This window comes from Natrinema salaciae, from assembly GCF_900110865.1.
Classification (GTDB): Archaea; Halobacteriota; Halobacteria; order Halobacteriales; family Natrialbaceae; genus Natrinema; species Natrinema salaciae.
In genome coordinates this window covers 125,711-150,597 of the sequence record NZ_FOFD01000006.1, presented here as the reverse complement: position 1 = coordinate 150,597, position 24,887 = coordinate 125,711, and the positions used below count along the sequence as shown (strand labels likewise).

Genomic DNA, 24,887 nt, shown 5'->3' with positions numbered 1-24,887 from the left:
CGATGCCGCTCGCACTGCCGGTCGCCCGCGAACGGCTATCCCCCCGACCCGGGCCCGTTCGTGTCGGCTGTCGTGAGTTATAAGTCGACCGCGGAACCGGTATGGGTATGTCAGTCCCCGACGCTGCGGCGACGGCGGAGGCCGTCGTCGACGAGATCCTCTCCGCGGTCGTCGCCGATCGAACCGTCCTCGAGGAAGTCACGGCCGGGTTGCTCGCCCGCGGGCACGTCCTGCTCGAGGACGTGCCCGGAACGGGCAAGACGCTCACCGCGCAGTCGTTCGCGACCGCGCTCGGGCTCGAGTTTGCCCGGATTCAGTTCACGCCGGATCTCATGCCCTCCGATATCACCGGCTCGTACGTGTTCGAGGAGGAGACCGGCGAGTTTCACTTCACACCCGGCCCGGTGTTCGCGAACGTCGTGCTCGCGGACGAGATCAACCGCGCGCCGCCGAAGACCCAGTCCGCCCTACTGGAGGCGATGGCGGAAGGGCAGGTGACCGTCGACGGCGACACCCACGCGCTTCCGGAGCCGTTCGTCGTCATCGCGACGCAGAATCCCGTCGAGCAGGAGGGGACGTTCGAACTCCCGGAAGCCCAACGCGACCGCTTCATGATCAAGACCTCGCTGGGGTACCCCGACGCCGACGGGACCCGCGAACTGATCGACCGTCGGGCCGACCGCGACCGTCCGGACCCGACCGTCGAGCCGGTCATCGACCGTGCGGCCGTGCTGGAACTCCAGGACGTCCCAGAGACGATCGCCGTCGAGGGACCCGTACGCGACTACATCGGCGACGTCTGCCGAACGACGCGGACCGACGGCCGCGTCGACGTCGGCGTCTCGCCGCGGGGCGTCCAGCGGCTGTTCGAGGTGAGCCGTGCCCGCGCCGCCCTCGAGGGTCGCGAGTACGTCGTCCCGGAGGACGTCAAGCGGATCGCCGGGCCAGCGCTCGCCCACCGGCTCGTGTTGACGCCGGAAGCCAGCGTCGACGGCGTCTCTCGGCGTGCGGTCATCGACTCCGTCCTCGAGGAGTGTGACGTGCCGGCGATGACGTCCCCGTCAGCCGACCAGTAACCACGCGCCGCCGACGACCGCGATCACGGCCGCGACCACGCCCGCCGTCGCCGGAATCGACAGCGTCGGCGCCAGGACCGTCGCCCCCACCAGACCGACGGCCGCGACGGGAACGCCGACGGCCGCGACCGCCCCGCTCCACCCGAGTCGCACGAGCTGTGCCCGCCGGTCGGCCTCGAGTCCGACCTCTCGTGTGAGCGTCCGTCCGTAGCGGCCGACATCGTACGCGAACAGGGCGGCCGCGGTTGCGACGAGCGTCGCCGTTCCGGCCCGGACCGTCTCGAGGTCGAGGGTCGCGACATCGGCGCTCGTCCCGACGACGACGGCGCCGACCCCGAGCACGGCAGCGAGCGCGGTCACGGGGTGCGGGACCATCGTGTCGTCTGCCAGCAGTCTGCCCTCGTACAGCCAGGCACCCAGCCAGACGCCACCGAGAACGACCGCCGTCGCGCCGAAGCCGAGGACCGCGAGCGACGTTTCGACGCCGGCAGCGACCGTCCCCGCAAACGAGAGCCCCACGCCCAGTATCGATCCGACGACGAACGCGACGACGGCGTTGCGCCGGCCCTCGCTCTGGACCCACGATCCGCGAACGACCGCCGCGAACCCGGCGACGGCGACCGCCGCGATCGTCACGGCCGCGATCGGTCCCCGAACGACGGCGCTGTCGACGATCGACTCGAGCGCCGGCACGTACCAGGAGAGGACCGTTAGCGCCGACAGGACGACGAGCGCGAGCACGGTCAGAACCGCGATACCCGTCGCGATCGCGATTCGGTTCGTGCGGTAGGAGCTGCGTCCCGTGGGGACGGTGACGGCCGCGGGGGGAACGAGGAAGAGCGCGCCCACGACCGCGACGCAGGCGGCACCGATCGCGACGGCCAGTCCGATCGCACCGTCGCCGGCGATCCACATCGCCGACGCGAGTAGCGGCCGCAGGCCGCCCGCGGAACCGGAACCGATCGCCAACAGCGCCGCGCCGCCGGCGGCGACCGCCCCACATAGCGCGGCCGCACCCGTTCGCAGGAGGACGGACGGCGTCGGATGACCGACGACGCCACCGCTGGCGGTTCCGGCGGTGAGCGCGCCCACGATCACCAGGAGGGCCGGAACCGGTGTCCCAGAGAGACCGACGACGGCGACCCCCGCGAGCGAGAGGGGCGGGAGCAGTGCTGCGGCGACCGCTACACGCCAGTACGAGCCGTCGAACAGTTCGACCGTCGCCGCGAACCCGATTCCGAGGAGCGCGCCGGCGACCACCGTCGGTTCGAACACGGCGAGCGCGATCGTCCCGACGGCGGCTGCGACCACGATCGCTCGTCCCGTCGTCGCTGGGAGCCGATCGTCGCGGCTCATCGGGTCCTCACCTCGCCGATCGCGTCGCGGAGGAGGACGCCGAGCGATCGCTCGCGCTCCCAGTCGATCACGCGGGCCCCCGTCGAACGGGCTCGAGCGAGTCGCGTCCCCCGATCGAGGGCCTCGAGCCGGGTCGCGATGTCGGTCTCGCCGGCGGTGACGGCGGGCGAAACGACGCGAACGGCGTACCCGCGGGCCCGAAGCGCCGCGACGAGTTCGACCGGGTCGTCGTCGACGAACGAGGAGAACAGGTACACCTGCGCCTCGCCGGGAAGCCTGCGGGGGAGGTCCGTGACGAAATCGTCGGTGTCCGGTTGGGCAACGGGCCAGTACCCGACTCGTTCGGAGTCCCGGAGCGCGTCCAGTACGCGAGACGCCTCCCGTCGCGTGGCGGGATCGGTCCCCGGGGCGACCGACGGCAGCTGATCGGCGTAGATGCCGACGATGCCGGTCGGATGGCCCGCGTCCACCAGCGCCTCGAACGTCCGCTCGGCCGCGGCGACCGAGCGCTCGATCGCAGGAAGGTGTGCGGTCGTCGCCGCGCGAAACTGGCTCGAGCGGGCGTCGACGACGCAGACGATCCGCGTCGCTCGCTCGGCGCGATACTCGACGGTCGCCAGCTCCCGCGTCCCGGCGTATCGCCGCCAGTCGATCGAGCCGACCGGATCGCCCGGCTCGTAGTCCCGGACGGAGTAGAACTCGACTCCGCTCCCGCCCTCGTCGGTCGGTACCTCGCCCGCGTAGTCGTTCGTTCCGTCGCCCAGCGGCACCGACTCGACGACCGACGAACAGCGGATCGCGTCGTCGCCGTCCGTGCTCGGCCGCCACGTCTCGGCCATCGTCCCCGTGAGGTCGCGCGCTCGAACCGTCGGGTCGTCGAACGCGTACTCGCCGCGCCGGAGTTCGACCTCGTACTCGAGGGTCGTCTCCGCGAGCGGCTCGAGGGTGGCCGACGTCCGCGGGGAGCCTGAAACGACCGGGACCGCGTCCGGCACGCCGTCGACGACGCGCAGATCGACGATCGTGTCCGACCCGGCGTTCCGGACGGTCGTCCGGACGGTGACTGTCTCGCCGGGATCGCCGGCGACCACCCCGGAGTCGGACCGAGCGGGCTCGCCGTCGTCCGTCGTCGATCCGCGGCTCGAGCCGTCGGAGACCGTGATTCGTCGCCGAACGTCGAGCATCGTATCCGGTTCGGTCCCGAAAACGGCTGCAGCGACGTACCACAGCGGGAGCGTGGCGGCGACGACGAGGAGTTGGCTGCCGACGACGAGGCCGAATCCCGCGAACACGAGCGTCGCGGCGATGGCCCACTCGCCGCCGTCGAGCCGGTCGACGGTTCGGCCGGTCATCGGTCCACCTCTCCAGCGGTCCGGTCCGTGCCGTCATCGATCGCTTCGATCGCCGCGAGGGTGCGCCGAACGCGGCGACGATAGGCTGCTCCGGGATCGACCGCGGCCCGCAGCCGTTCGCGACGCGGCTGGCGCAGCTTGTCGGCGAGGAACGCAGCAGCGACCGGGTCGTCGGTCCACGTTCCCGATCGAACGGCGTCGCGGGCTGTGTCGGTCGCGAGCCCGCGTTTCGTGGTGACGACGCGAACCGCGCCGGCGAAGAGCCGACGACGAACGTCCGCAGTCGACTCGTTCGGTCGGCAACGGTACCACCCCTGCGCGGCTGTGGAGAGGGTTCGATCCGCCGTGCGACCGACCGTGTACTCCGTTCCGGTGAGCGCCGTCTCGGGCGGCGGCTCCGCGACCAGCGGCGCGTCGCTCGGTCGCTCGACGGTCCAAACCCACCAGCATGCGCCCGCGGCGATCACCACGCCGAACACCGGGAACAGCACCGCGAGCGGATACAGCAGCCACGAGAGGAAGCGGGCGGACGGGAGGAAGCCGCCAAACAGCACCGTCCCGACCGCCAGCAGGGCACCGGCACCGACGACAGTAGTCGCGAGTCGCTCCGTGTCGACCGACCCGAGCAGGGCGATCGTTCGCGACCCCAGCCCGTCGGACGAGCTGCGGCTCACGTCGATCCCTCCTCGTCGTCATCGCGGTCGAGCAGCTCACGGACCGTGGCTCGAGCCTCGGCCACTCGATCCGGCGTCGGCTCGCGCCCGCCGTACTCGACGTCGCGAACGATCGCGACGAGCCGAGTCACGCGGTCGGCCGGGAGCCCGGCAGCGAGGGCCGTCCGGGCCGCCTCTCCGGGGGTCGCCGTCTCCCGATCCTCGAGCCCGAGTCGGTCGAGGAACGCGTGCCACGCGGCGCGGATCTCCGCGTGCGGGCCGCGAGGCGCGAGCGGCTCGTCGGCCAGTTCGGGCCCCGTCTCCTCCGCCGGCGGCGTCTCGGGCTCGTCGTCGGTTCCCAGCAAGCGCTCGAGCAGCGAGCCCCCGCCGCCGGTCGATGGCCGATCGCGCGACCCGAGCGACGGGAGGCCGCCGAACGAGAGCGCCGAGCCGAGGGACGGAGCCCCGAGACCGACGCCGTCGAACGCGGGACGCGGGAGCGAGAACGTCGGCAGCGGAATCGTCGGGATGGACAGCGACGGCCCGCCCCAGCCGACGAGTGCGCCGAAAAGCCACTCGAACGCGTCCGCGAGACCCGCGACGAAGTCCGCCAGTGCGACGAACGAACCGGACCACTGGATTCCGCGACGGCGCTCGCGGGCGGCGGCCACCCGAAGGTAGGTCAGCACGCCGCCGATCGCGAACCCGGGGACGAACACGACGACCGCCGTCAGTCGGAGATAGAGGTTCCCGACCGTCGCCGTCGCCGTCTCCGCGCCGACCTCGACCGTCACGGTCGCCTCGTCGTCGATCGGCAGCCAGAGCCGCGCCATCCCGTCGTCGCCGGTGCTCGACGTGCCGCCGTCCTCGAGCGTCACCGTCGCGTTCGGAACGGGGTCGCCGTCGGCCGACACCTGTACCGGGGCGGGCCCGCCCGGGAACAACAGCGGGGAGACGAACGTGACCGTCGGCTCGCCGACGTCGACGGTGCGCTCGCCGGTCACGGGATCGCGTTCGACGTGCAGTTCCACCGACCGGGCGGTCTCGGGCATCGTCACCGTCGCCTCGCCGTCCTCGTCGGTCGTCGCGACCGCCTCGCCGTCGAGCGTCACCGTCGCGCCGGGCACCGGCGTCGATCCGACCGCCGCCGCGATCTCGAGGTCGCGGTTCGGTGCCACCTCACCGTGGGTCTCGATCGTGGCGTCGGTCCGGATATCGAACGTCCGCGAGCGGCCGTCCGCGGGAACCGAGACGGTCATCGCCTCGGCGTAGGGGACGGTGATGTTCGACTCGCCAAGCACGCTGGCTTCCGTGACGTTCTCGCCGTTCACCGCGATCGTCTCGGCGCTGTACATCCCAGAAAGGCCGATATCGACCGTCACCACGTTGCCCGGTTCGAGCGCGCCGTCGATCGTGATTTCCTCGGTGTCGGTGTCGCCGTCGTCGACATCGTCCGTCTCGTTCGCGACATCCGACGGGTCCGTGACGATCTCGGGGGTTCCGTCGATCGAGTCCCAGTCGCCCGCGATCGGCTCTCCGTCCGACTGCCCGGGGCCGTCGAGTCGCGGATCGGCCGCGGGAAGTGCGCTGGCGACGACGAACAGACAACACAGGCACCCGACGACGAACAGGAGTCGTCGTCCTCCCGTCACGGCTGCCCCTCCAGTTCGACCGCCATATCGGATAACTCGCGCACGCGTTGCTCGACCGACGGGTGGGTGTCGGACGGCGACGCGACGGGGCCCGGCGGCGTGGTGCCCTCGAGCCACGACGTCACGCGCTCGCGCCGCTGGGGGGCGTCCAGCGGTCGGCGGATCGCGGGCAGCGACGCGGTGTCGTCGCCGGTCACGAGTTCGCTCGGGACGATACAGAGCGCGCTGGTTCGGTCCGTTCGGAGGTCCGTCGCCGGCGTCTCGCTCGTCTCGGCGAGCGTCACCAGCGCACTCGCCAGCGCCATCGGCTTGCCGGTGATCCGGGCGGCCGCGGCGTCCGCGCTGAACTCCCGTGCGTGCGACAGGGCCCGCGTCGCCCAGTCGGCGATCGCGGGGAACACCCACAGGATCGGCGCGACGAGCACGTAGGTGAGCGCGACCAGCGGGAGAAACCAGTACAGCGCGACCCGGCCGCCGCCGGACAGTTCGTCGGGATCGGTCAGGGCACGGCGGGCGAGCAGTGCAGCATGGTACGCTCGATCCGCGATCTCGAGGAACAGCGTCGCGATCGTCATCAGCGTCACGTCCCGGTTGGCGACGTGTGCGATCTCGTGGGCGAGCACCGCCTCGAGTTCGTCGGCGTCGAGGCGGTCGACGACCCCGGTCGTGACGACGATCGTCGCGTCGGTGAGCCGGCCGACGGTGTAACAGCTCGCCGTCTCGTCGTCGACGACGCGGACGTCCGGCTCCGGGATGTCGGCGATCATCGCCAGCCGTCGGACCGTTCGGGCGACGGCGTGGTCACCGTCACCGGCCGTCCCACCGGTTCCGGCGAGGACGCGTCGGTACCCGTAGTAGGTCTGGGCCGCGAGGAATCCGACGATCAGCAACAGCGCCGTGGCCCACGACACCGGCAGGCGGACGAAATCGACCGGGACGGTCCCGTGCTGGAGGAAGACGATGGCGCCGCCGACGATTACCGGCAACAAAACGCCGTACGTCCACAGCAGTACGAGGACGAACACGGCGTTGACCGCGACGAAGACGCCGAGGACCGCACAGATCTGTAACCGAAGCTTCATGGAGGGTGATGGCCCGAATTCTCGGTCCCACCACCAAAAATTTTCCTCGTTCGTTCACCCTCGAATTCACGTTCGCCGCCGGCGGACGCGACACGTGGGCGATCCACTCCGGGTACAGCGTTCAAGCCGGCCCGGAACGTAGCGTGACCGTGCGCGTCCGGAGCGATCTCTACGACGGAGACACCCCCGCCGACGAGGAGTCGGAGTGAGAGTGAGGGGTCTCGAACCCTGCTAACGGATCACGACGCGCGCTGCGGCCGGGATCCGTCGGGCTTTTGGCCTCTCGCACCCGACGATGGTGCAACGACGAATGGCCCGGTATCACATCGAAACGTACGGCTGCACGTCGAATCGCGGAGAGAGTCGCGAGATCGAGCGACGGCTCCGCGACGCGGGCCACTACCGGGTCGACGGCCCGGACGAGGCGGACGTCGCCATCCTCAACACGTGTACCGTCGTCGAAAAGACCGAGCGCAACATGCTCCGACGGGCCGAGGAACTGGCCGACGAGACGGCGGACCTCTTCATCACGGGCTGTATGGCGCTCGCGCAGGGCGAGGAGTTCGCACGGGCGGACGTCGACGGCCAGGTCCTCCACTGGGACGAGGTACCCGAAGCGGTCACCAACGGCGAGTGTCCGACGACGACGCCCGACGCGAAACCCATCCTCGACGGCGTCGTGGGCATCCTCCCCATCGCGCGGGGCTGTATGTCCGACTGCTCGTACTGCATCACCAAGCAGGCGACGGGCAAGATCGACTCGCCCTCGATCGAGGAGAACGTCGAGAAAGCCCGTGCACTGATCCACGCCGGCGCGAAGGAGATCCGTATTACCGGGCAGGACACCGGTGTCTACGGCTGGGACGAGGGCGAGCGCAAACTCCACCGGCTGCTCGAGCGGATCTGCGAGATCGACGGCGAGTTCCGGGTCCGCGTCGGGATGGCCAACCCGAAGGGCGTCCACGGTATCCGCGAGGAACTCGCCGCGGTCTTCGCCGAGTACGACGAACTCTACGACTTCCTGCACGCGCCCGTCCAGTCCGGTTCGGACGACGTGCTCGGCGACATGCGCCGGCAACATCAGGTCGCGGAGTATCTCGAGGTCGTCGAGACGTTCGACGAGACGCTGGACTACTGGACGCTGTCGACGGACTTCATCGTCGGCTTCCCCACCGAGACCGACCACGACCACGAGCAGTCGATGGCCCTGCTCCGGGAGACGCGCCCGGAGAAGATCAACGTCACCCGGTTCTCCAAGCGGCCGGGCACCGACGCCGCCGACATGAAGGGGCTGGGCGGGACGATCAAGAAGGAACGCTCGAAGGAGATGAGCGAGGTCAAACGCGAGCTCGTCGCCGACGCCTACGCGGACATGGTCGGCCAGCGGCGCGAGGACTGCCTCGTCGTCGAGGAGGGGACCGCCGACTCCGTGAAGTGTCGCGACGCCGCGTATCGGCAGCTCATCGTGCAAAACGCGAGCGAGCATGGCCTCGAGCCCGGCGACTTCGTCGACCTCGAGGTGACGGCCCACGAGACCATGTACGCGTTCGGTGTGCCGGTATAGCGCGCGGCGGCGTCACCGCGCGTACCGGCCGATGCCCAGTTCTCGGGAAGACGGGACCCGCTCAAGTGTGAGCGCCGCCAATCGTCTCCTATGAGCGACACGGTCGATCAACCGACCCGGTGTCCGCGGATCGAGCGGGACGGCGAACTCGGATGTGATCCCCATCGGATCGTGACGTTGCTCAACGACGACGACGCGCGAGCGGTGTATCTCTACGCCGAGGAGCCGGCGACGGTCAGCCAGATCGCCGAGGCGGTCGGCCTGCCTCAGTCGACGGCGTACAGAAAGGTCGAGAACCTGCAGGAGGCCGGGCTGCTCTCGCAGCTCAACGACCGCTCGCGGACCGGCACCCCCGCCCACTACGTCCGAGCCATGGACCACGTTTCGGTGACCTACGACGATCCGCTCCGGATCGAGTGTACGTGCAACGGGAGACCGCTATACTGCGAGCCCTGAGGCCGTCCCGGGTCGCAGCCGGCTCGTTACAACGCCGCGACGGCGTCTTCGATCTCCTCGCGCGGGAGCGGCGAGATCCAGTCGTCGGCGACGAAGGCGTACCGGACCTCCCGGTCGGCGTCGAGGACGAACGCGGATCGCCAGGGCGTCGAGACGTTCGTCATGTGTGACCGGTCGGCGAGCAGGTCGAGCGACTCGCTCACCGCGCCGTCGACGTCCGCGAAGAACTGAAACGCCGGCTCGTCCAGCCATCTGAGAAACTCGTTTTGCGCGTAGGGGCCGTCTCTACTCACGCCGAGTACCGGAACGTCCTCGAACTCGTCCCAGCCGGCGCGAACGAACTGTTTCCACCAGTTCTGTGCGATCGCACTGAACGCGAAGCCCGTACAGATCACGACGCCGCCGCGATCGCCCAGCGCCGCGGAAAGGCTCGTCGATCGGAACGTCTCGCCGTCGCACAGGAGCGCCTCGAAGTCGGTCACGGTGTCACCCGCTGTCGGTGGCATACGCCACGACTGTCACGTGACCACAAAAAACTCCGTTCCCCGGCGGATCGGTCCTCGACGTGGTCGCGGAACGACACGTACCCTTTTGACGGAGCGCTCCGTATCGCGGGTCATGGTAACGCTCTACCGTCTGGAGGGGTGCCCGTACTGCGAACACGTCGTCGACCGCCTCGAGGAACTCGACCTCGACTACGAGAGCGTCTGGGTCGAGGGGTTGCATTCGAAACGAAACGAGGTCAAGCGGGTGTCCGGACAGCGACAGGTTCCGATCATCGTCGACGACGATCGGGGCGTGACGATGGCCGAATCCAAGCGGATCCTCGACTACCTCGAGTCGAACTACGCCTGAGGACGGAGCTGTCGCGGCTAGTCGTCGTCGTCCTCGAGGCTGTGGGGATCGAGCCCGGGGTCTTCGATCGCGGGCGCGCCGATCGCGAGCACGACCCCCTCCTCGTCGCCGACGTTTCGGTGGCCGTGGCCGACCTCCGGTTTGGCGATCCAGAACGTTCCCGGCCCGGCGTCGACGTACTCTTCCTCCCCCGAGCGGCCGAGTTTCAGCGAGAACTCGCCCTCGAGGACGTAGTACAGCTCCTCCTGTTCGGCGTGGGCGTGATACCGGATCTCCTCGCCGGGTTCGAAGTACCAGAGTTTGAGGTTGAGCGCGTCGGTCTCGAAGAACTCGTCGAGCGCGCGGATGCGCAGGTCCGGCGGCACCTCGTCGACGTCGGAGAGGTCGGTGATCGGTACGTCCTCGGTCTGGACGACTTCGTAGTCCATGCTACCGCATTCCACGTCAACAGTCACCAAAAGTGTCCCGTCGACCGTTCCGGATTGCCGCCTGTGCCGATTCCGGACGGCGACGATCCGTTACCGGAACGAGACGGCGCTGCGCTCGTCGGGGACGCTCGCCCCCTCCTGAGAAGCGAACGCTTCGTGGACGCGCTCGTAGGTTTCTTCGAGCGCCTCGACGATCACCGAAGTGTCACTGAGAACGGGCATGAAGTTGGTATCACCCTGCCACCGCGGGACGACGTGGGTGTGCAAGTGGTCGTTGATCGAACCACCGGCCCCGTCACCGAGGTTCAAGCCGGCGTTGAAGCCGTCCGGCTCGAGGGCAGCGTCGAGTGCGTCGAACGCGCGCTGTTTCAGGCGGGCGTGATCGAGCAGGACGGCGTCGTCGAGCGCGGTGTACTCGCCCGTGTGAGTACGTGGAATTACCATGGTGTGACCGGGGTTGTACGGGTAGTTGTTCAGCATGACGAACGCGTGCTCGCTCCGCGCGACGATCAGATTCTCCCGATCGTCGGCCTGTGCTGGCAGTTCGCAGAAGACGCAGTCCTCGATATCAGGGTTTTTCTCCTCGCGTCGGATCCACTCGATTCGCCACGGTGCGAACACCTGGTCCATGTCCGATACCACGCGAGGCCGTCCTAAAGCGTTTCAGTCCGTCACCGTGGTCCGATAGCATCGGTAATACGTGATTAAAGCCGTGCGAAAGCGGCGCACAATCTCGATATAGTGGCCTCAAAAGAATCTATAAACGATATAGAACGTTTTCAGGGAGTTTCGTGCCGAGGTCGACGCCCTCTTGCGATTTTGACGACTCACGGATCAAAATGAAGCGTGGGTTTAAGATAGGCCTACTGCAAGTAATCCAGTAATGGCAACGACTGACGACTCCTTCAACGGGATGACCGAACACTGCACCGAGTGCGACCTAGAAACCCTCCACGAAGTCTCCGTCCAGATCAGAACCGAGAGCCTCAAGCAAGAGAACGCACAGTTCTCCCGCGAACCGTACCGCGTGAGCGAGTGTCAGCGATGTGGTAACCGCTCGAGCCAGCGGATGAACAACGCCTGAGCGCTCGGCCGACCGATACCGACACGCGATAGAACAGATAAACCGCCCTCGTTGCCTGGTCTCCCGCTACCGTTTACGTTTCGAGTGGGCGTTTTTCCCACGACGGGATTACCGATTCGAATCTCCGAAACTATTGAATTACCGTTCCGTCGTCACTTCGCAGCCGTCCTCGGTGACGATGATGGTGTGCTCTTTCTGACTGACGAGGAAGCCGTCGTCCTCCTTGAGTACCGGATAGCCGTGGACGATGTCGTTGCGCTTGAGCCGACGCAGTGCCATCTCGGGCCGATCGGTTTCGAGCCACCGCGTCGCGAACGGTAGCGTCCGGAACTCCTCGGAGATCTGTTCTAACGCCTCGCGAGCCTGTCGGTTCCGGACGGTTCCCTCGCGCTCGAGCGAGAAGATCTCCTCGCTGGCGCCCTCGGAGACCTTGCCGCCGCCGTCGGTGGCGAACGGTTCGATCGCGACGACGTCGCCGACCTCGAGGGTCGTCCCCTGCGAGACCGCGCGGTTCGGGATGTTCGGACTGGTGTGTTGCTCCCAGTGGCCCAGCCCGTGACCGGTGAGGTTGACCACGGGGTTGTAGCCGTAGCCGTCGATGACATCCTCGATCTCAGCGCCGATTTCGCCCGTTTCGACGCCGGGCTCGACGACGTCGAGTGCGGCCTCGAGCGCCTGCTCCGAGGCCTCCGCCAGTTCGGGGTTCCCGGAGAGGTCGACGGTGATCGCGGTGTCGGCCAGCCAGCCGTCGACGTGGACGCCGATGTCCAGGTTGATCATCTCCTCGCCGAAGGTGGTCTCGTCGTCGATCGACGGCGTCGCGTGGGCCGCCTCCTCGTCGACGGAGATGTTGACGGGGAACGCGGGTCGTCCGCCGAGTTCCCGAATACGATCCTCGGCCCACTCGGCGACCTCGAGGTGGCTCGCCCCCACCTCGACGCGCTCGGCTGTCTCTTCGCGCACCTGCGCGAGGATCGCCCCCGCTTCGCGGTGTTTCTCGTACTGCTCGGACTCGAGGTCCACCTCGGATTCGGCCATGTCCCGGGGTTAGACAGGTCGATAAAAAGAGGTTCCGTCTCCCCATCGACCGAACGGTACGATCCCGCACTCCCGGTTACCGCTCCGGAGAGCCGTCGTCGACCCAGTTACACGCCGCACAGACGGCGACTCCCTGAACGTTCGATAGCGTCGCGGCACAGCGTGGACACTGGCTCGAGGCGTACTGCGGTGGTCGAAGCATAGGGAAGGCAATGAATACGTCGATAATAAAACTATCCTACGACGATTGTCGAATATCGGGGCGAGCGGCGGCGGCTGCAGTGCGGAGGCGGACGAACCGCTTCCCGAACCAACCGTTTGCGGAGGAAACGACGGATATCGGCACCCGGTTCGGTGAAACGGTCGCCACGCATTATTCCCGTCCCGCGCCTCGTGTACGTCGGCGTGAGAGACGCCACTGAGCCGACGGTCGCCGGCACGCAGCCGTCGGTTCGAGCGCCACGATCGCCACCGCGAGACGTGGGCACGATCGACACCCGGCGGGTGGATCCATCCGTCTCGCGACGGCGGTCGTCGGCAGTTTTCGACCGCGAGGGGCGGCGAGAAGCGGCCTCGTGCGCTCGAGCGCTGCTCTCGGACGGACGTGCTGATTTTGCGACGAGTGCACCCGCCGCGTGACGGAATGTTATGTCGGATTGGCGATCGCATTTTAGAAATTCGGACGGCTCAGACCGTCGTTCGTGCCGTTATGGTGGTGCTCGGAACGAACGGGTATCGTTCAATTTTTGCCGGGCGGAGACGGAAATGGTAGACCTTTTACCCCCATCGGGAAACCGTATAGACGAGATGAGCTACGACAAGATCGAGGTCCCCGACGAGGGGGAGAAGATTACGCTGAAAGAGGGTACCGAGAACGAGCTCGAGGTACCTGACAACCCGATTATCCCGATTATCTACGGCGACGGTGTCGGAAGCGACGTCGGCCCCGCCGCACAGAAGGTTCTGGAGGCCGCCGCCGAGGCGACCGGCCGTGACATCAACTGGATGCGACTCTACGCCGGCGAGTCCGCACGCGAGAAGTACGACGAGAACCTGCCCGCCGAGACCGTCGAGGCGATCAAGGAACACCGCGTCGCGATCAAGGGACCGCTGACGACCCCCGTCGGTGCCGGTTTCCGCTCGCTCAACGTCGCGCTGCGCAAGAAGCTCGACCTCTACGCGAACGTCCGCCCGACGTACCACCTCGACGGCGTCCCGTCGCCCGTCTCCGAGCCGGAGCAGATGGACATGGTCACGTTCCGTGAGAACACGGAAGACGTCTACGCCGGCATCGAGTGGGAGGCAGGCACCGACGAGGTCGAGGAGGTCAAGGAGTTCGTCGAAGAGGACATGGGCTTCGACAACACCATCCACGACGGCCCCGTCGGCATCGGCATCAAGCCGATCACGGAGTTCGGGACGAAGCGACTCGTCCGCCGCGCTATCGACTACGCCCTGGAGCACGACCGCGACTCGGTCACGCTGGTCCACAAGGGCAACATCATGAAGTTCACCGAGGGCCAGTTCCGCGACTGGGGCTACGAGGTCGCCGAAGAGGAGTACGGCGACGAAGTCATCACCGAGGACACCCTCTGGGAGGAGCAGGACGGTGAGGCTCCGGACGACGTCCTCGTCGTCAACGACCGCATCGCCGACAACATGCTCCAGCAGCTGTTGACCCGAACCGACCAGTACGACGTCATCGCGACGATGAACCTGAACGGGGACTACATGTCCGACGCCGCCGGCGCACAGATCGGTGGCCTCGGCATCGCCCCCGGTTCGAACTTCGGCGACGGCCTCCTGCTGGCCGAACCCGTCCACGGCTCCGCGCCCAAGTACGAGGGCCAGGACAAGGTCAACCCGACCGCCATGATCCTCTCGGGCCGCATGATGCTCGATTACATCGGCTGGGACGACGCCGCCGACCTCGTCCGCGACGCCGTCGAGGAGACCATCTCCTCGGGCAAGGTCACCTACGACCTCGAGCGCCAGCTCGACGACGCCGAGAAGCTCGCCACCAGCGAGTACGCAGAGGAAGTCGTCGCCAATATCGAGAAGCTCTCGTAGAGCGTTTCTCGCGCACAGCGAGCCCGCAATATTTCTTTCACTTCTTTCGGGACGAGCCGTCCCGACCGCACCGATGCGAGCGCCAGCACCGTCTCGGCGACGAGCGCCGGCGCTCGAGACGAGAAGCGACCGACCGCGGCGATCGGTCGGCGACCGATACCCTTCTGACGATCCGCTCGACTAGTGACGGTCGATGGACGCAATCGACGTTCGCGTCGCCGAGGCCGACGCAGCGCGCGACGACGCCTTCGCCGTCCGGCGGACGGTATTCGTCGAGGAACAGGGCGTCGACGAGGAGATCGAGTACGACGAGCACGACGAGACCGCGACGCACTTCGTCGCCTACGACGACGACGAACCGATCGGCGCTGCTCGGCTCCGCGAGTACGAGGACGGCGTCGGTAAGGTCGAACGCGTCGCAGTTCTCGAGTCGCGACGCGAGCGCGGCGTGGGTCGTGCGCTGATGGAAACCCTCGAAGAGCGAGCCGGCGAGCTCGGCTTCGGGACGCTGAAACTGCACTCGCAAACGCGGGCCGCCGACTTCTATCGCCGCCTCGGTTACGAGCGACGCGGGGACGAGTTCGAGGAGGCCGGCATTCCCCACGTCGAGATGCGAAAGTCGCTGGCCTGACCGTCGTCGACTCTCTCGCTATCGTTACTCGAGTCGCGACAGGTCGCCGGTCCGCTCCTTCCGAACGAGGTCACGAACGAACAACCGAACCTGGCGGCACAGTTCCTCGCGGTCGTCGTACGAGTAGATCCGGGCATCCCAGCGGTCACGGACGGCAGCGATCATCGCGCTTCGAACACCCGACTCGTGGGCGAATACGACTCGTTCGCGGTGATCTGCCGCCGTCTCCTCGTCGAACAGCGCCTCGAGGACGGAACCCACTTCGATGCCGACGCCGAGGTTGTCGCCGGCGGCGGGAACGATGTAGACGACGGCGTTGCTCGCCCGAGCAAACGCGATACTCTGCGACGCGGCATCCAACTCCGAGAGAGGAATATCGACATCGATCGCGAGGAAGGCGTTGACGCCGGCAGTCGTTCGCAGCCGGTCCCGAACGTCCAACAGCAGGTCCAGTGTCGCCTCGTCACGATCGAGATCGTAATCGGAGCCGACCAGCGTTCCGAAGTCCATCGATTCGGGAACCGATTCGGGATCGGCGTCCGCGAGGGCGCGTTCGACGTCGAACGCCTCGTACGGCCCCATCAGATACACCAGGAATCGAGAGCGAGGGAGGTCGCCTAGCTCGTCGACGATGCGGTCGCGCATACGCCGCCTGCTCGCGGGTAGTATATAAATATACGCTATTTCAGTATTCGCTGACTCAGGGAACGTTTATGCAAGTGGGGTCGCGATACTACGGTATGAGCGAATCCGAGCGCGCAACACGCCGTCGAGGGGACGAATTGCTGCCCGAGCACAGTATCCTCTCGCTCGAGGAGTACCTCGCGATGCAGCGGTCGATCGGTAACGAGACGCGCTTTCGCGTCCTGAACGCGCTCGTCGAGGAGGGCGCACGGAGCGCCAGCGAGTTGCGCGATCGCCTCGAGATCGAGTCGAACGTGCTTCACTACCACCTCGACGAACTCGTCGACGTCGGCCTCGTCGAGAATCGGAAGCGAACGGAACCCGACAGCGACGGACTCTATTCGTACTACCGGGCGACGTCGCTCGGCGAGGGCATCCTGGAACACGGCGTCCGCGAACTGATGCGACGGGAGTGGGACGCGCTCGAGGAGTACGGCGAGTAATCGCTCACCGCCCGCGGGTCGTTCGAGCGCGTCTGTCGAGCGTCTGACTGACTTTCAAGGGATAGTACGTGGCCATCGCTGCCATGGAACAGAACATTCGTCGTCCCGTGAACGCGGTCACGTCGACAGTCGCCTCGATACAGCGAGTCGGCCGGCTCATCCTCCCGCTCGCGATCGCGGCCGCCATCACCGGCGGCGGCGTGCTCGTCTTCTTCGCGGCGGTCACCGCCGTCGTATTGTAACCTACTCCGACTGCCAGCTCGGGTTCTCCCGCGGCGGGCTGAAGATGTCGACGCCGCGGACGGTCTCGTCGCCGCGGTTCTCGGCCGCGTGTGCCTGGTCGCCGGGAATCGCGTAGGAGTCGCCGGGGCCGCAGACGATCTCCTCCCCGTCGGTGAGGAAGACCAGTTCCCCCTCGGCGATGTATCCGGTCTGTTCGTGGGGGTGGCTGTGCTCCTCGACGACCGCGCCGGGCTCGATCTCGAAGTGCTGCACGTTCATCGATTCGGTGCCCGCCATCAGCGCCAGTCGGACGCCGTCGGCAGCTTCCGACGGCTCGAGGTCGTCGAGGGAAACGCGTTCCATAGGCGGGTGAAACGACCACGGGCCACATAATTCCGCGGGTCCCGACGGGGGCCGGTGGCGATCGAAGACGCCGTCGCTTCGGAACCCGGCGCGCTCCGAAACGAACATAAATTTTCCAACCATACCGATCAGTATGAACCCGTACGTGCTACTCGGCGGTGCGATCCTGTCGGAACTGCTCGGAACGACGGCGCTCAAGCTTTCCGACGGCTTCTCGCGGCCGCTGCCGAGCCTCGGCGTCGTCGTCGGCTACGGTGCCGCCTTCTATCTCCTCTCGTTGACGCTCGAGGAGCTACCGGTCGGCGTCGTCTACGCGACGTGGGCCGCCCTCGGCATCGTCGGCGTCGCGTCGATCGGCGTCGTCGCGTTCGGGGAGCGACTCGACGGCGCGGCCGTCGCCGGCGTCGGGCTCATTCTCGCCGGGGTGTACTGCCTGAACATCGTCTCCGACATCTCCGCGCACTGACCGGGCCGAGCGGGCGGCGCGGTCGTCGGGCCGACGCCTGGTCGGCGGCGGCGACGGTGACGATGACCACTTTCGCCGCGCGTGCCGAAGCTTCAACTACCGCGAGGGGCCACTTCGAGACATGTACGCCGTCGTCGGCTGTAGCGAGTGTTCGAACCTCTGGATCATCGAGGGCCGCTCCGAGACGAGCCAGTGTCCACGCTGTGGCTCGCGCACGGCCTACGCGAAGCGCAAGAAGTTCGTCGAGACCGACGACGCGGCCCACGCCCGCGACGTACGCGCCTCGATGCTCGCGAACCGACAGGGCGAGGGCGAGGCGTTCGCGGAACTCGACTCGTTCGCCGCTCTCGAGGACGAGGTCGCCGACGGCGTCGTCGACGACGCGGAGTACCTCGAGGAGTCCGGGCTGGACGTCGACGAGGTCGACGCGGCTGGAGACCGAGATCCGCGCGGCCCGAGTCGCAGCGGCAGTAAGCAAGAGATCGTGAAAGGGGCGCTCGAGGCCCTCGACGAGCCGACCGAAGACGAGGTCGTCGACTACGCGGGCGAACGCGGGGTCTCGGCGGCGTACGTCAGGGACGCGCTCGAGAAGCTGACGCGACGGGGCGTCGCGAGCGAGAGCCGTGGACAGTACCGACTCCTCTAGACTCGGTGCGACGCTGCGGAGTCGCGAACGGCGCGGTCAGGCCAACTGCCGCCAACTCCACTCGGGAGTCCAGTCGAACAGGGCCTCGGCTTTCGCGGTGTCGATCAGCGCCGCGTGCTCGCCCTCGCCGAGGGCGTCGCGGCGCTCGGCGTCGGGAAAGACCGTCGCGGCGAGTTCGCGGCTGGGCGTCTCGGCGCTCGTGTCGGGTGCCGACACCCAGACACGCTCGTGGCCGTCGAACGACGCCTCGACGGTCCGCCGCACGAGGTCGACCGCGTCCGACAGGTGGACGTAGCTGAACAGCGTGTTTCGCTGGGCGTGGAAGTCCCCCGTTTGTCGCAGCCCCGACAGCGTCCGGTCGGTCTCGAGGAACGTCTCGCGGGCTCGGTCGTCGTCGACGACCCAGGGGAACCGGAGCGAGGCGATGGTGCGCGGTCGGGCGTCCGTTCGCCGTGCGACTCCGTCGGCGGCGATCTCGAGCGTCTGCTTGCCGATCCCGTAGGACGTCGACGGCGTGAGCCGGTGGGCCTCGTCGACTGGGAGGTAGTCGACCGTGGTCGGCTCGGGCTCGTAGCCGCCACCCAGCGCGCTGAGACTCGAGGCCAGTGCCACGGTGTCGATCCCGAGTTCGCCCGCGGCCTCGAGAACGTAGTAGCTCGAGAGCGCGTTGCTCTCGTAGGTCCGAAAGCCGGGCGTCGACTCGGGCGTGGGGATCATCCCGAGGTGGACGACGGCGTCGGCGTCGCTTTTCGCGAGCGAGCCGTAGACCTCGCCCGCGTCGAGCAGGTCAGTCGTGAGATAGGCGTCTGCCCGGTCCTCGTCGCGCTTGCCCCGCGAGAGGTTGACGGTGCGGTAGCCCTCGTCGGCCAGGTGTGCGATCACGTGTCGTCCGACGCGGCCGTTGCCCCCGGTGACGGCGACCGTCTCGGTCATACGTTCTCTGCCCCGTACGGCCCCAAAACGGCAGGGGGTGATTCCGTCACGGCTCGACTCGAGCGCGGCCGCGGGCGACGAGTCCCGACTCGGACCGCTCCTACCGACCCAGATCCTCGTGGGCGCTCGCGAGGTGTCGCGAGGAGAGCGCACCGAGCAAAGAGAGCTCCCCGGCGAGCGCGCCGACGGCGATGATCTCGGCGAGCGCGTCGGCGTTCGATCCAGGGGGATCGCCGCCGCCCCGGAGGCCGAGCACGTCGAGCGCTTCGGCCTGCGTGGGGAGTTTCGTGCCGCCGCCGACGGTACCGACCTCGAGGGAGGCCAGCGAGACGCTGGCGTAGAGGTCGGTGGTGCCGTCGTCGCGCTCGCGGGCGTCCATCGTGGTGATCGTGTTGGCGGCCTCGACGACCTGGGCCTCGTCCTGCCCGGTCGCGAGGAAGGCCGCGCCGACGACGTTGGCGGCGTGGGCGTTGAACCCGAGACTGCCCGCTTTGGCGCTGCCGATCAGATTCTTCCGCGTGTTGGCCTCGGCGATGGCGTCGGCGGTCGTGTGGAGCCGGTCCTCGACGAGTTCGCCGGGGAGCAGGACGTCCGCGGTCACGGAGCGGCCCCGTCCCTCGACGGCGTTGATCGCGGCGGGCTTCTTGTCGGAACAGAGGTTGCCCGACAGCGCGACGAGCGAGGCGGGCGTTTCGGCCTCGACCAGGTCGCAGGCCTCGCCGGTCGCGATCGTGGCCATGTTCATGCCCATCGCGTCCTTGGTGTCGTAGGCGAAGCGCAGGAAGACGGAGTCGCCGACGACGTACGGTTCGACGTCGAGCAGTTCGCCGTGGCTCGTCGTCGATTCGGCGGCCGTTCGAAGCGCCTCGACGTTGTTCTCGACCCACTCGACGGTCTCGGCGGCTTCGGCGACGCCCGCGACCCGAAAGACTGGCGCTCGAGTCATCCCGTTTTTCGTGACGCGCGCGTCGGCCCCGCCGGCGTCGCGGATCACGCCGAGGCCGCGGTTGACCGACGCCAGCAGCGCGCCCTCGGTCGTGGCGAGGGGCAAGTAGTGGTCGCCGTCGGCCGCGCCGCCGCTGACTGTGACGGGACCGACGACGCCCATCGGCACCTGCGCCGCGCCGATCATGTTCTCGATGTTCGGGTCCGCTCGCTCGGCGGGGAAGGCGTAGTCGCCGATCGCCTCGAGGTCGGTTCCCGTCTCGCGTTCGACGAACAGCCGGCGCGCTTCGGCGGCGGTGTCGTGGTCGGCGTGGTCCTCGAGTTCGTGAATGCGGAGGTCGCCGTCGCGTACCCGTTCGGCGAGCTCCTCGGGAGCTGTCATGGGTGGGTCGAGACGGCGGGAGGCCCTAACAGTTGCTGATTCCCGCGACGGCCGACCGCCGCAGCCGTCACCGGAGCTGGATCACCCGCCCCTCGCTCGCGGTCTGATAGGTCTCGAGCGCCTCGTAACAGAGCAGGCCGAGGAGCGACCCGGCACCGAGCGTTCCGATCGCCAGGTGAGCGAGGCCGTCCGCCTCGGCGGCGAAGGCGGCCGCGAACACCGCCGTCGCGATCGCGGTGAACCGAAGCCTCGTTCGGGATCGGTCGCCGTCGCTGCCGCCGTCGCGGTCGCCGGTGAACGCGAGGTACAGCTGCGGGACCACCACGGCGACGCCCGCGAACAGCAGAAACGAGGGAAACGGCCGGTCGTGAAGCCCGATTCCGAGCTGGTTCTCGGCGACGGCCGAGCCGGCGAGGGCGAGAACGATCACCAGAAACGACCCAGAGATGACGCGGCCTTCGCGATCGAACATACCCATCCCACCACGGACGGCCAAGTCAACCTTGCGCTCGAAAACCGACCGTATCCCGCCCTTACAGCCAGATTTCTCTGTTTGGGCCGGCCTACAGGGTCGAGCCGTCGCCTCGAGCCCGCGCTGGGACCGCGAACCGAACTGTTTTGCCCCTCGGCCGTGCCCTCTCCCCCATGACCGCGGCCGCCGACCGCCTGCTCGTCGACGCGGAGGTCCACACGCTCACCGATCCCGACAGCGACACCGTCCACGAGGCAGTCGCGATTCGGGACGGCGAGATCGTCCGTCTCGGGGACACCGCGGCGGTCGAGTTTCTCGCCGGCGTCGAGACCGACGTGATCGACTGCGAGGGGCGCGTCGTCCTCCCGGGATTCGTCGACGCGCACACGCACATGGAGCAACTGGGCCAGCACCTGGTCCACGCCGACCTCTCGAGCGCGGACGGCGCGGCGGCCTGCGTCCGGTCGCTGGCCGAACGGGCCGACCGCGACCCAGACCGCGAGTGGATTCTCGGGTTCGGCTACGACGACAGCGAGTGGCCCGAGTCGGGACCGCTCACCCGCGAAGATCTCGATCGGGTCAGCGAGGAGCGGCCGGTCGTCGCGATGCGAGTCGACCTGCACACGGCTTCGCTGAACACCGTCGCGCTCGAGCGCCTCGCCGACGACCTGCCCGAGACCGACCTCCGGCGCGAGGGCGGCGAACCGACCGGCGTCGCCGTCGAGGACGCCGCGGAGGCGGTCAGAACGGAGATTACGGCCGACCGCGAGGAGATGCGGGCGGTGCTCGCGGCGGCGGCGAGGGACGCGGTCGAGCGCGGCGTCACCGGCGTCCACGACAAGGTCCGCGGCTCGGTCGCCCCTCGCGTCTACCGCGAGCTGGCCGCCGCCGGCGACCTCCCGCTACGCGTGCGGATCGACTACTGGAGCGATCACCTCGATGCGCTCGCGGACGTCGGTCTGGGGACGAACCACGGGAGCGACCGCGTCCGGACCGGGGCGATCAAGTCGTTCTCGGACGGCAGTTTCGGCAGCCGGACGGCGCGGCTCGGCGAGCCGTACGCGGATATCGACGGCGACACGACCGACGACCGCGGGCAGTGGGTCGTGGATCCCGACACCCTCGCCGCCCTCGTGGAACGGGCCGACGCCGAGGGGTACCAGCTCTGCGTTCACGCCATCGGCGACGAAGCGATCGAGGAGACGCTGTCGGCCCTCGAGGCGACCGCCGATCCGGGCGCGTCGCGCCACCGGATCGAACACGCGGAGCTGGCGACCGACGACCAACTCGAGCGCATGGCCGCGGCGGGGATCGTCGCGTCGATGCAGCCGAACTTCCACCGCTGGGCCGACGCGGACAGGCTGTACGACCGGCGGCTCGGCGAGGCACGACGCGAGCAGACGAACCGGTTCCGCCGGGTGCTCGAGGCCGGCGTCCCGCTCGCGTTCGGCTCGGACTGTATGCCGCTGGACCCGCTGTTCGGCGTCCACCACGCGGTGAACGCGCCGACGGACGCCCAGCGGCTGTCGGTCACCGAGGCGCTACGAGCGTACACCGTCGGCGCGGCCCGCGCCGGCTTCGACGACGACCGTCTCGGGACGATCGAGCGGGGCAAGCGGGGCGATCTGGTGGTCCTCGAGGACTCGCCCTGGGAGCGGCCCGAACGGATCGAGGAGATCGAGGTCGCGATGACGCTCGTCGACGGCGAGGTCGTCTTCGACGGCCGCGAGGCGTGACCAGCGGGCACCGGCGGACCGCGACCTCCGGGACGGTTCAAGCTTCATTGCCATCGCGACCGAACGACGGCGTATGAGCGACTCGAGGGGTTCGCGATCCATCGCGGAGATTACGCTCGTCCACCCGGAGCTCGTCCTCACGCCGACGATCGAGGCCGTCCCGGAGATGGAGAGCGAACTCGAGTACCAGACGATCGCCGCGCCGGGGACCTACTACCTCTTCTTCAAGGTCACCGGCGACTCGTTCGATCCGTTCGAGGCGGCGTTGGCGACGGACCCGACGGTGTCCGAGCCGACGGTCATCATCGACGGCGGCGAGTTCAGGGTCTACCGGATGCGGCTGACCTCCGCCGAACGGCTCGTCCTCCCGGAGGCCGCGGCGCTGGGGCTGCGCATCCTCCACGCCACGAGCGGACGCGGCGGGTGGATCGCGACGCTCGAGGTTCCGGCCCTCGAGACGCTCCAGGCGTTTCGAGCGTACTGCCGCGACAGGGACGTCGAGTTCACGGTCGACAGGCTCTATCACGCCAACGAGGGCGAGCAGGAGGCGAGTCCGCTGTACGGGCTGACGCCGGTCCAGCGGGAGACGTTACGCCTGGCCTACGAGCGCGGGTACTTCGAGGAGCCGCGGGACGCGTCCGTCGAGGACCTGGCCGCCGAACTCGGAATCTCCTCGTCGGCGGTAAGCAGTCGGCTCCGACGCGCACTGGAGGCGCTCGTCGCGAACACGGTCGCGCGCTGAGCGGCGGTCCGCACGGATCGGGGGTGTATATAAAGTCGGGAATATGCCGCCTTCTCGTTCAACCAGCCGAGACCGGTATACTAGGTAATGAGTTCCCTCATTGCGCAGCGAGAGTCCGTCCCCCTCTGTCGGACGCAGTTCGACATGGACGGCCCGCGACGACCCTCGACCGCAGTTATCGACGCGATCTCGACGGTCGCGGATCGATCGCCACTGGAGATCGAACCGCTCTACGAGACGATCGAACTCGAGGCCCTCGATCGACTGTTCGATCACGCCGGAACCGCCGGCTCCGGAATCGCCCTCGAGGTACCGATCGCCGACTGGGTGCTGCTCGTGACCGGCGACGGCCAGGTCCTCGTCTTCGAACCCGACGGCGACGAGATCGAGATCGAACTCGAGACGATCGAATAGGTCTCGGCCGCGGACTCGAGTCGCTGTCAGGTCGCCGGCTCGGGGACCGTGAGGGAACGATCGCGCCGGCGTGACCGGCGCGCTCGAGAATAAAGCTATCACCGCGCGTGCGACGAGCACGTCGATTTTTGCTCCTGGGAATCGATGACCGCCCATGGACGTTGGACTCATGGTCACCTCGTTCGGCGACGTGGACCTCGCTGACGTCGCGGCTCGAGCCGAAGAGCAGGGGTACGACGCGGTCTGGGTCGGCGAACTCTGGGGCGCGAGCGGCGTCGTGCAGGCGACCGAAATGGCCTGTCGGACCGACGAGATCGGAATCGGCACCGCGATCCTGAACGTCTACTCCCGGTCGCCCGCCGTCCTCGCGATGACGGCCGCCTCGCTCGCGGACGCGTCGGATGGCCGGTTCACGCTCGGGCTCGGGACGAGCACGGCCAAGGCGGTCGAAGACCTCCACGGAACGGCGTTCGACCGACCGGTGCGACGCGCCCACGAGACGATCGAACTGGTTCGCGAGTTCACCGCGGGAACCGGCGAGCCGGTCGCGTACGACGGCGAGTTGCTCGAGGCGAGGGACTTCCCGTCGATCGGGGCGTCGTTCCCGATCTATCACGCGGGGCTCGGGCCGGCGAACCGTCGCGTGGTCGGTCGGCTCTGCGACGGGTGGATTCCGCACAATATCCCGTTTTCGCGGCTCGAAGAGGCCTTCGAAGAGGTCGCGGCGGCCGCCCGAGAACGCGAGCGCGATCCGGACGAGATTACGATCGCGCCGTACGTCCCGTCGGCGGTCAGCGAGGACCCAGAAGCGGCTCGCGAGACGCTGCGACGGCACGTCGCCTACTACGTCGGGAGCGGTGAGGGGTACCGCCGCGCCGTCGCGACGAGCTACCCCGACGAAGCGGACCGGATCGCCGACGCGTGGCGCAGCGGCGAGAAACGGGACGCCGCGAGCGCGGTGACCGACGAGATGCTCGCCGATCTCGGCGTCGCCGGAACGCCCGAGGAAGCCCGGGAGCGACTCCGATCGCTCGTCGCCGAGACGGGGATCGACCACCCGATCGTCGTCGTCCCGGAACCGGCCTCGAACGAGGTGACCGAGACGACGATCGAGGCGCTGGCACCCGAGCGCGCGTAGCGGT

The 24,887-nt window shown here is 68.1% G+C and carries 30 protein-coding genes; 15 read left to right on the top strand and 15 right to left on the bottom strand.

Annotated elements, in window-relative coordinates:
• Nucleotides 1-107 precede the first annotated feature (107 nt).
• Nucleotides 108-1,076, top strand: coding sequence for an AAA family ATPase (locus BMX07_RS19145; protein ID WP_090621078.1), 969 nt, complete (start codon nucleotides 108-110; stop codon nucleotides 1,074-1,076).
• Here the strand turns inward: BMX07_RS19145 and BMX07_RS19140 are convergent.
• Genes BMX07_RS19140 through BMX07_RS19120 form a run of 5 tightly spaced genes read right to left on the bottom strand, consistent with a single transcriptional unit; the run spans nucleotide 1,062 to nucleotide 7,171 of the window.
• Complete coding sequence (locus BMX07_RS19140; RefSeq protein WP_090621075.1) at nucleotides 1,062-2,432, bottom strand: hypothetical protein; 1,371 nt, start codon at nucleotides 2,430-2,432, stop codon at nucleotides 1,062-1,064. The genes BMX07_RS19145 and BMX07_RS19140 overlap by 15 nt on opposite strands.
• On the bottom strand, nucleotides 2,429-3,784 hold the full coding sequence (locus BMX07_RS19135; protein ID WP_090621073.1) for a DUF58 domain-containing protein: 1,356 nt from the start codon (nucleotides 3,782-3,784) through the stop codon (nucleotides 2,429-2,431). The genes BMX07_RS19140 and BMX07_RS19135 overlap by 4 nt, the downstream gene beginning before the upstream one ends.
• On the bottom strand, nucleotides 3,781-4,458 hold the full coding sequence (locus BMX07_RS19130; protein ID WP_090621070.1) for a DUF7269 family protein: 678 nt from the start codon (nucleotides 4,456-4,458) through the stop codon (nucleotides 3,781-3,783). Before BMX07_RS19130 ends, BMX07_RS19135 begins: the two co-directional genes overlap by 4 nt.
• The gene (locus tag BMX07_RS19125) at nucleotides 4,455-6,089 is read right to left on the bottom strand and encodes a DUF4129 domain-containing protein (RefSeq protein WP_090621067.1); all 1,635 of its coding nucleotides are present in this window, start codon (nucleotides 6,087-6,089) and stop codon (nucleotides 4,455-4,457) included. The genes BMX07_RS19130 and BMX07_RS19125 overlap by 4 nt, the downstream gene beginning before the upstream one ends.
• Nucleotides 6,086-7,171 carry a M48 family metallopeptidase gene (locus tag BMX07_RS19120; protein WP_090621064.1) on the bottom strand — a complete coding sequence of 362 codons (1,086 nt, stop codon included), beginning with the start codon at nucleotides 7,169-7,171 and terminating at the stop codon, nucleotides 6,086-6,088. Before BMX07_RS19120 ends, BMX07_RS19125 begins: the two co-directional genes overlap by 4 nt.
• A 310-nt stretch (nucleotides 7,172-7,481) precedes the next feature.
• Here BMX07_RS19120 and BMX07_RS19110 point away from each other — a divergent pair, with 310 nt between their 5' ends.
• On the top strand, nucleotides 7,482-8,735 hold the full coding sequence (locus BMX07_RS19110; protein ID WP_090621058.1) for a tRNA (N(6)-L-threonylcarbamoyladenosine(37)-C(2))-methylthiotransferase: 1,254 nt from the start codon (nucleotides 7,482-7,484) through the stop codon (nucleotides 8,733-8,735).
• Between the two features lie 90 nt (nucleotides 8,736-8,825).
• Nucleotides 8,826-9,191 carry a winged helix-turn-helix domain-containing protein gene (locus BMX07_RS19105; RefSeq protein ID WP_090621055.1) on the top strand — a complete coding sequence of 122 codons (366 nt, stop codon included), beginning with the start codon at nucleotides 8,826-8,828 and terminating at the stop codon, nucleotides 9,189-9,191.
• A 26-nt stretch (nucleotides 9,192-9,217) separates the two neighbouring features.
• Here the strand turns inward: BMX07_RS19105 and BMX07_RS19100 are convergent, their stop codons facing one another.
• The gene (locus BMX07_RS19100; RefSeq protein ID WP_090621053.1) at nucleotides 9,218-9,697 is read right to left on the bottom strand and encodes a redoxin domain-containing protein; all 480 of its coding nucleotides are present in this window, start codon (nucleotides 9,695-9,697) and stop codon (nucleotides 9,218-9,220) included.
• Nucleotides 9,698-9,809: 112 nt separating this feature from the next.
• Between BMX07_RS19100 and BMX07_RS19095 the strand changes: the two genes are divergently transcribed.
• Nucleotides 9,810-10,046, top strand: coding sequence for a glutaredoxin family protein (locus BMX07_RS19095; protein ID WP_090621050.1), 237 nt, complete (start codon nucleotides 9,810-9,812; stop codon nucleotides 10,044-10,046).
• A gap of 17 nt (nucleotides 10,047-10,063) precedes the next feature.
• Here the strand turns inward: BMX07_RS19095 and BMX07_RS19090 are convergent, their stop codons facing one another.
• Entirely contained in the window at nucleotides 10,064-10,474 is a 411-nt protein-coding gene (locus BMX07_RS19090; RefSeq protein ID WP_090621047.1) for a cupin domain-containing protein, read from the bottom strand.
• Nucleotides 10,475-10,564: 90 nt separating this feature from the next.
• Complete coding sequence (locus BMX07_RS19085) at nucleotides 10,565-11,104, bottom strand: HIT family protein (RefSeq protein ID WP_090621045.1); 540 nt, start codon at nucleotides 11,102-11,104, stop codon at nucleotides 10,565-10,567.
• A gap of 253 nt (nucleotides 11,105-11,357) precedes the next feature.
• Here BMX07_RS19085 and BMX07_RS19080 point away from each other — a divergent pair, with 253 nt between their 5' ends.
• Entirely contained in the window at nucleotides 11,358-11,558 is a 201-nt protein-coding gene (locus BMX07_RS19080) for a DUF7835 family putative zinc beta-ribbon protein (RefSeq protein ID WP_090621042.1), read from the top strand.
• 138 nt (nucleotides 11,559-11,696) lie between these two features.
• Here BMX07_RS19080 and map read toward each other — a convergent pair whose 3' ends face one another.
• Nucleotides 11,697-12,596: a type II methionyl aminopeptidase gene (gene map / locus BMX07_RS19075; protein ID WP_090621039.1), complete on the bottom strand. Its 900-nt coding sequence runs from the start codon at nucleotides 12,594-12,596 to the stop codon at nucleotides 11,697-11,699.
• 76 nt (nucleotides 12,597-12,672) lie between these two features.
• Nucleotides 12,673-12,798, bottom strand: coding sequence for a hypothetical protein (locus BMX07_RS25485; protein WP_281246981.1), 126 nt, complete (start codon nucleotides 12,796-12,798; stop codon nucleotides 12,673-12,675).
• 605 nt (nucleotides 12,799-13,403) lie between these two features.
• Between BMX07_RS25485 and icd the strand changes: the two genes are divergently transcribed.
• Together icd and BMX07_RS19065 are read left to right on the top strand one after the other, a co-directional pair.
• Nucleotides 13,404-14,666 (top strand): isocitrate dehydrogenase (NADP(+)), encoded by a 1,263-nt coding sequence (gene icd, locus BMX07_RS19070; RefSeq protein WP_090621035.1) that lies wholly within the window; start codon nucleotides 13,404-13,406, stop codon nucleotides 14,664-14,666.
• Nucleotides 14,667-14,859: 193 nt separating this feature from the next.
• Entirely contained in the window at nucleotides 14,860-15,297 is a 438-nt protein-coding gene (locus BMX07_RS19065; protein WP_090621032.1) for a GNAT family N-acetyltransferase, read from the top strand.
• Nucleotides 15,298-15,321: 24 nt separating this feature from the next.
• On the opposite strand, the gene BMX07_RS19060 is transcribed toward BMX07_RS19065, so the two are convergent.
• A complete protein-coding gene (locus BMX07_RS19060; protein WP_090621028.1) occupies nucleotides 15,322-15,942 on the bottom strand; it encodes a DUF7509 family protein in 621 nt (206 codons plus the stop codon).
• A gap of 95 nt (nucleotides 15,943-16,037) precedes the next feature.
• Here BMX07_RS19060 and BMX07_RS19055 point away from each other — a divergent pair, with 95 nt between their 5' ends.
• Entirely contained in the window at nucleotides 16,038-16,424 is a 387-nt protein-coding gene (locus BMX07_RS19055) for a winged helix-turn-helix domain-containing protein (protein WP_090621026.1), read from the top strand.
• 83 nt (nucleotides 16,425-16,507) lie between these two features.
• Entirely contained in the window at nucleotides 16,508-16,666 is a 159-nt protein-coding gene (locus BMX07_RS24695) for a hypothetical protein (protein WP_175480213.1), read from the top strand.
• A 1-nt stretch (nucleotide 16,667) separates the two neighbouring features.
• Here BMX07_RS24695 and BMX07_RS19050 read toward each other — a convergent pair whose 3' ends face one another.
• Nucleotides 16,668-17,009 carry a cupin domain-containing protein gene (locus BMX07_RS19050; protein WP_090621023.1) on the bottom strand — a complete coding sequence of 114 codons (342 nt, stop codon included), beginning with the start codon at nucleotides 17,007-17,009 and terminating at the stop codon, nucleotides 16,668-16,670.
• A 133-nt stretch (nucleotides 17,010-17,142) separates the two neighbouring features.
• On the opposite strand from BMX07_RS19050, the gene BMX07_RS19045 reads away from it, so the two are divergent.
• Entirely contained in the window at nucleotides 17,143-17,475 is a 333-nt protein-coding gene (locus BMX07_RS19045; protein ID WP_090621020.1) for a DMT family transporter, read from the top strand.
• A 121-nt stretch (nucleotides 17,476-17,596) separates the two neighbouring features.
• Nucleotides 17,597-18,121 carry a DUF5817 domain-containing protein gene (locus BMX07_RS19040; protein ID WP_090621017.1) on the top strand — a complete coding sequence of 175 codons (525 nt, stop codon included), beginning with the start codon at nucleotides 17,597-17,599 and terminating at the stop codon, nucleotides 18,119-18,121.
• A gap of 36 nt (nucleotides 18,122-18,157) precedes the next feature.
• Here the strand turns inward: BMX07_RS19040 and BMX07_RS19035 are convergent, their stop codons facing one another.
• The 3 genes from BMX07_RS19035 to BMX07_RS19025 all read right to left on the bottom strand — a co-directional run bounded on the left by BMX07_RS19035 (nucleotide 18,158) and on the right by BMX07_RS19025 (nucleotide 20,853).
• The gene (locus tag BMX07_RS19035) at nucleotides 18,158-19,054 is read right to left on the bottom strand and encodes an NAD-dependent epimerase/dehydratase family protein (RefSeq protein WP_090621014.1); all 897 of its coding nucleotides are present in this window, start codon (nucleotides 19,052-19,054) and stop codon (nucleotides 18,158-18,160) included.
• A gap of 100 nt (nucleotides 19,055-19,154) precedes the next feature.
• On the bottom strand, nucleotides 19,155-20,381 hold the full coding sequence (hmgA, locus tag BMX07_RS19030) for a hydroxymethylglutaryl-CoA reductase (NADPH) (protein ID WP_090621012.1): 1,227 nt from the start codon (nucleotides 20,379-20,381) through the stop codon (nucleotides 19,155-19,157).
• A gap of 67 nt (nucleotides 20,382-20,448) precedes the next feature.
• A complete protein-coding gene (locus BMX07_RS19025; RefSeq protein WP_090621405.1) occupies nucleotides 20,449-20,853 on the bottom strand; it encodes a hypothetical protein in 405 nt (134 codons plus the stop codon).
• Between the two features lie 173 nt (nucleotides 20,854-21,026).
• Here BMX07_RS19025 and BMX07_RS19020 point away from each other — a divergent pair, with 173 nt between their 5' ends.
• The 4 genes from BMX07_RS19020 (at nucleotide 21,027) to BMX07_RS19005 (ending at nucleotide 24,883) form a co-directional block, all read left to right on the top strand.
• The gene (locus BMX07_RS19020; protein ID WP_090621009.1) at nucleotides 21,027-22,589 is read left to right on the top strand and encodes an amidohydrolase; all 1,563 of its coding nucleotides are present in this window, start codon (nucleotides 21,027-21,029) and stop codon (nucleotides 22,587-22,589) included.
• Nucleotides 22,590-22,662: 73 nt separating this feature from the next.
• Complete coding sequence (locus BMX07_RS19015) at nucleotides 22,663-23,331, top strand: helix-turn-helix domain-containing protein (protein WP_090621006.1); 669 nt, start codon at nucleotides 22,663-22,665, stop codon at nucleotides 23,329-23,331.
• A gap of 87 nt (nucleotides 23,332-23,418) precedes the next feature.
• Nucleotides 23,419-23,745, top strand: a complete 327-nt coding sequence (locus BMX07_RS19010; protein ID WP_090621003.1) for a HalOD1 output domain-containing protein — start codon at nucleotides 23,419-23,421, stop codon at nucleotides 23,743-23,745.
• A gap of 154 nt (nucleotides 23,746-23,899) precedes the next feature.
• Nucleotides 23,900-24,883 (top strand): LLM class flavin-dependent oxidoreductase, encoded by a 984-nt coding sequence (locus BMX07_RS19005; protein ID WP_090621000.1) that lies wholly within the window; start codon nucleotides 23,900-23,902, stop codon nucleotides 24,881-24,883.
• The last annotated feature ends 4 nt before the right edge of the window (nucleotides 24,884-24,887 follow it).

Excerpts from the sequence above, each read along its gene's own strand:
- BMX07_RS19145 (WP_090621078.1), top strand. The coding sequence starts at position 108 with ATGTCAGTCCCCGACGCTGCGGCGACGGCGGAGGCCGTCGTCGACGAG.
- BMX07_RS19140 (WP_090621075.1), bottom strand. The coding sequence starts at position 2,432 with ATGAGCCGCGACGATCGGCTCCCAGCGACGACGGGACGAGCGATCGTG.
- BMX07_RS19135 (WP_090621073.1), bottom strand. The coding sequence starts at position 3,784 with ATGACCGGCCGAACCGTCGACCGGCTCGACGGCGGCGAGTGGGCCATC.
- BMX07_RS19120 (WP_090621064.1), bottom strand. The coding sequence starts at position 7,171 with ATGAAGCTTCGGTTACAGATCTGTGCGGTCCTCGGCGTCTTCGTCGCG.
- BMX07_RS19110 (WP_090621058.1), top strand. The coding sequence starts at position 7,482 with ATGGCCCGGTATCACATCGAAACGTACGGCTGCACGTCGAATCGCGGA.
- BMX07_RS19105 (WP_090621055.1), top strand. The coding sequence starts at position 8,826 with ATGAGCGACACGGTCGATCAACCGACCCGGTGTCCGCGGATCGAGCGG.
- BMX07_RS19100 (WP_090621053.1), bottom strand. The coding sequence starts at position 9,697 with ATGCCACCGACAGCGGGTGACACCGTGACCGACTTCGAGGCGCTCCTG.
- BMX07_RS19095 (WP_090621050.1), top strand. The coding sequence starts at position 9,810 with ATGGTAACGCTCTACCGTCTGGAGGGGTGCCCGTACTGCGAACACGTC.
- BMX07_RS19090 (WP_090621047.1), bottom strand. The coding sequence starts at position 10,474 with ATGGACTACGAAGTCGTCCAGACCGAGGACGTACCGATCACCGACCTC.
- BMX07_RS19085 (WP_090621045.1), bottom strand. The coding sequence starts at position 11,104 with ATGGACCAGGTGTTCGCACCGTGGCGAATCGAGTGGATCCGACGCGAG.
- BMX07_RS19080 (WP_090621042.1), top strand. The coding sequence starts at position 11,358 with ATGGCAACGACTGACGACTCCTTCAACGGGATGACCGAACACTGCACC.
- map (WP_090621039.1), bottom strand. The coding sequence starts at position 12,596 with ATGGCCGAATCCGAGGTGGACCTCGAGTCCGAGCAGTACGAGAAACAC.
- BMX07_RS25485 (WP_281246981.1), bottom strand. The coding sequence starts at position 12,798 with ATGCTTCGACCACCGCAGTACGCCTCGAGCCAGTGTCCACGCTGTGCC.
- icd (WP_090621035.1), top strand. The coding sequence starts at position 13,404 with ATGAGCTACGACAAGATCGAGGTCCCCGACGAGGGGGAGAAGATTACG.
- BMX07_RS19065 (WP_090621032.1), top strand. The coding sequence starts at position 14,860 with ATGGACGCAATCGACGTTCGCGTCGCCGAGGCCGACGCAGCGCGCGAC.
- BMX07_RS19060 (WP_090621028.1), bottom strand. The coding sequence starts at position 15,942 with ATGCGCGACCGCATCGTCGACGAGCTAGGCGACCTCCCTCGCTCTCGA.
- BMX07_RS19055 (WP_090621026.1), top strand. The coding sequence starts at position 16,038 with ATGAGCGAATCCGAGCGCGCAACACGCCGTCGAGGGGACGAATTGCTG.
- BMX07_RS24695 (WP_175480213.1), top strand. The coding sequence starts at position 16,508 with ATGGAACAGAACATTCGTCGTCCCGTGAACGCGGTCACGTCGACAGTC.
- BMX07_RS19050 (WP_090621023.1), bottom strand. The coding sequence starts at position 17,009 with ATGGAACGCGTTTCCCTCGACGACCTCGAGCCGTCGGAAGCTGCCGAC.
- BMX07_RS19045 (WP_090621020.1), top strand. The coding sequence starts at position 17,143 with ATGAACCCGTACGTGCTACTCGGCGGTGCGATCCTGTCGGAACTGCTC.
- BMX07_RS19040 (WP_090621017.1), top strand. The coding sequence starts at position 17,597 with ATGTACGCCGTCGTCGGCTGTAGCGAGTGTTCGAACCTCTGGATCATC.
- BMX07_RS19035 (WP_090621014.1), bottom strand. The coding sequence starts at position 19,054 with ATGACCGAGACGGTCGCCGTCACCGGGGGCAACGGCCGCGTCGGACGA.
- hmgA (WP_090621012.1), bottom strand. The coding sequence starts at position 20,381 with ATGACAGCTCCCGAGGAGCTCGCCGAACGGGTACGCGACGGCGACCTC.
- BMX07_RS19025 (WP_090621405.1), bottom strand. The coding sequence starts at position 20,853 with ATGTTCGATCGCGAAGGCCGCGTCATCTCTGGGTCGTTTCTGGTGATC.
- BMX07_RS19020 (WP_090621009.1), top strand. The coding sequence starts at position 21,027 with ATGACCGCGGCCGCCGACCGCCTGCTCGTCGACGCGGAGGTCCACACG.
- BMX07_RS19015 (WP_090621006.1), top strand. The coding sequence starts at position 22,663 with ATGAGCGACTCGAGGGGTTCGCGATCCATCGCGGAGATTACGCTCGTC.
- BMX07_RS19010 (WP_090621003.1), top strand. The coding sequence starts at position 23,419 with ATGAGTTCCCTCATTGCGCAGCGAGAGTCCGTCCCCCTCTGTCGGACG.
- BMX07_RS19005 (WP_090621000.1), top strand. The coding sequence starts at position 23,900 with ATGGACGTTGGACTCATGGTCACCTCGTTCGGCGACGTGGACCTCGCT.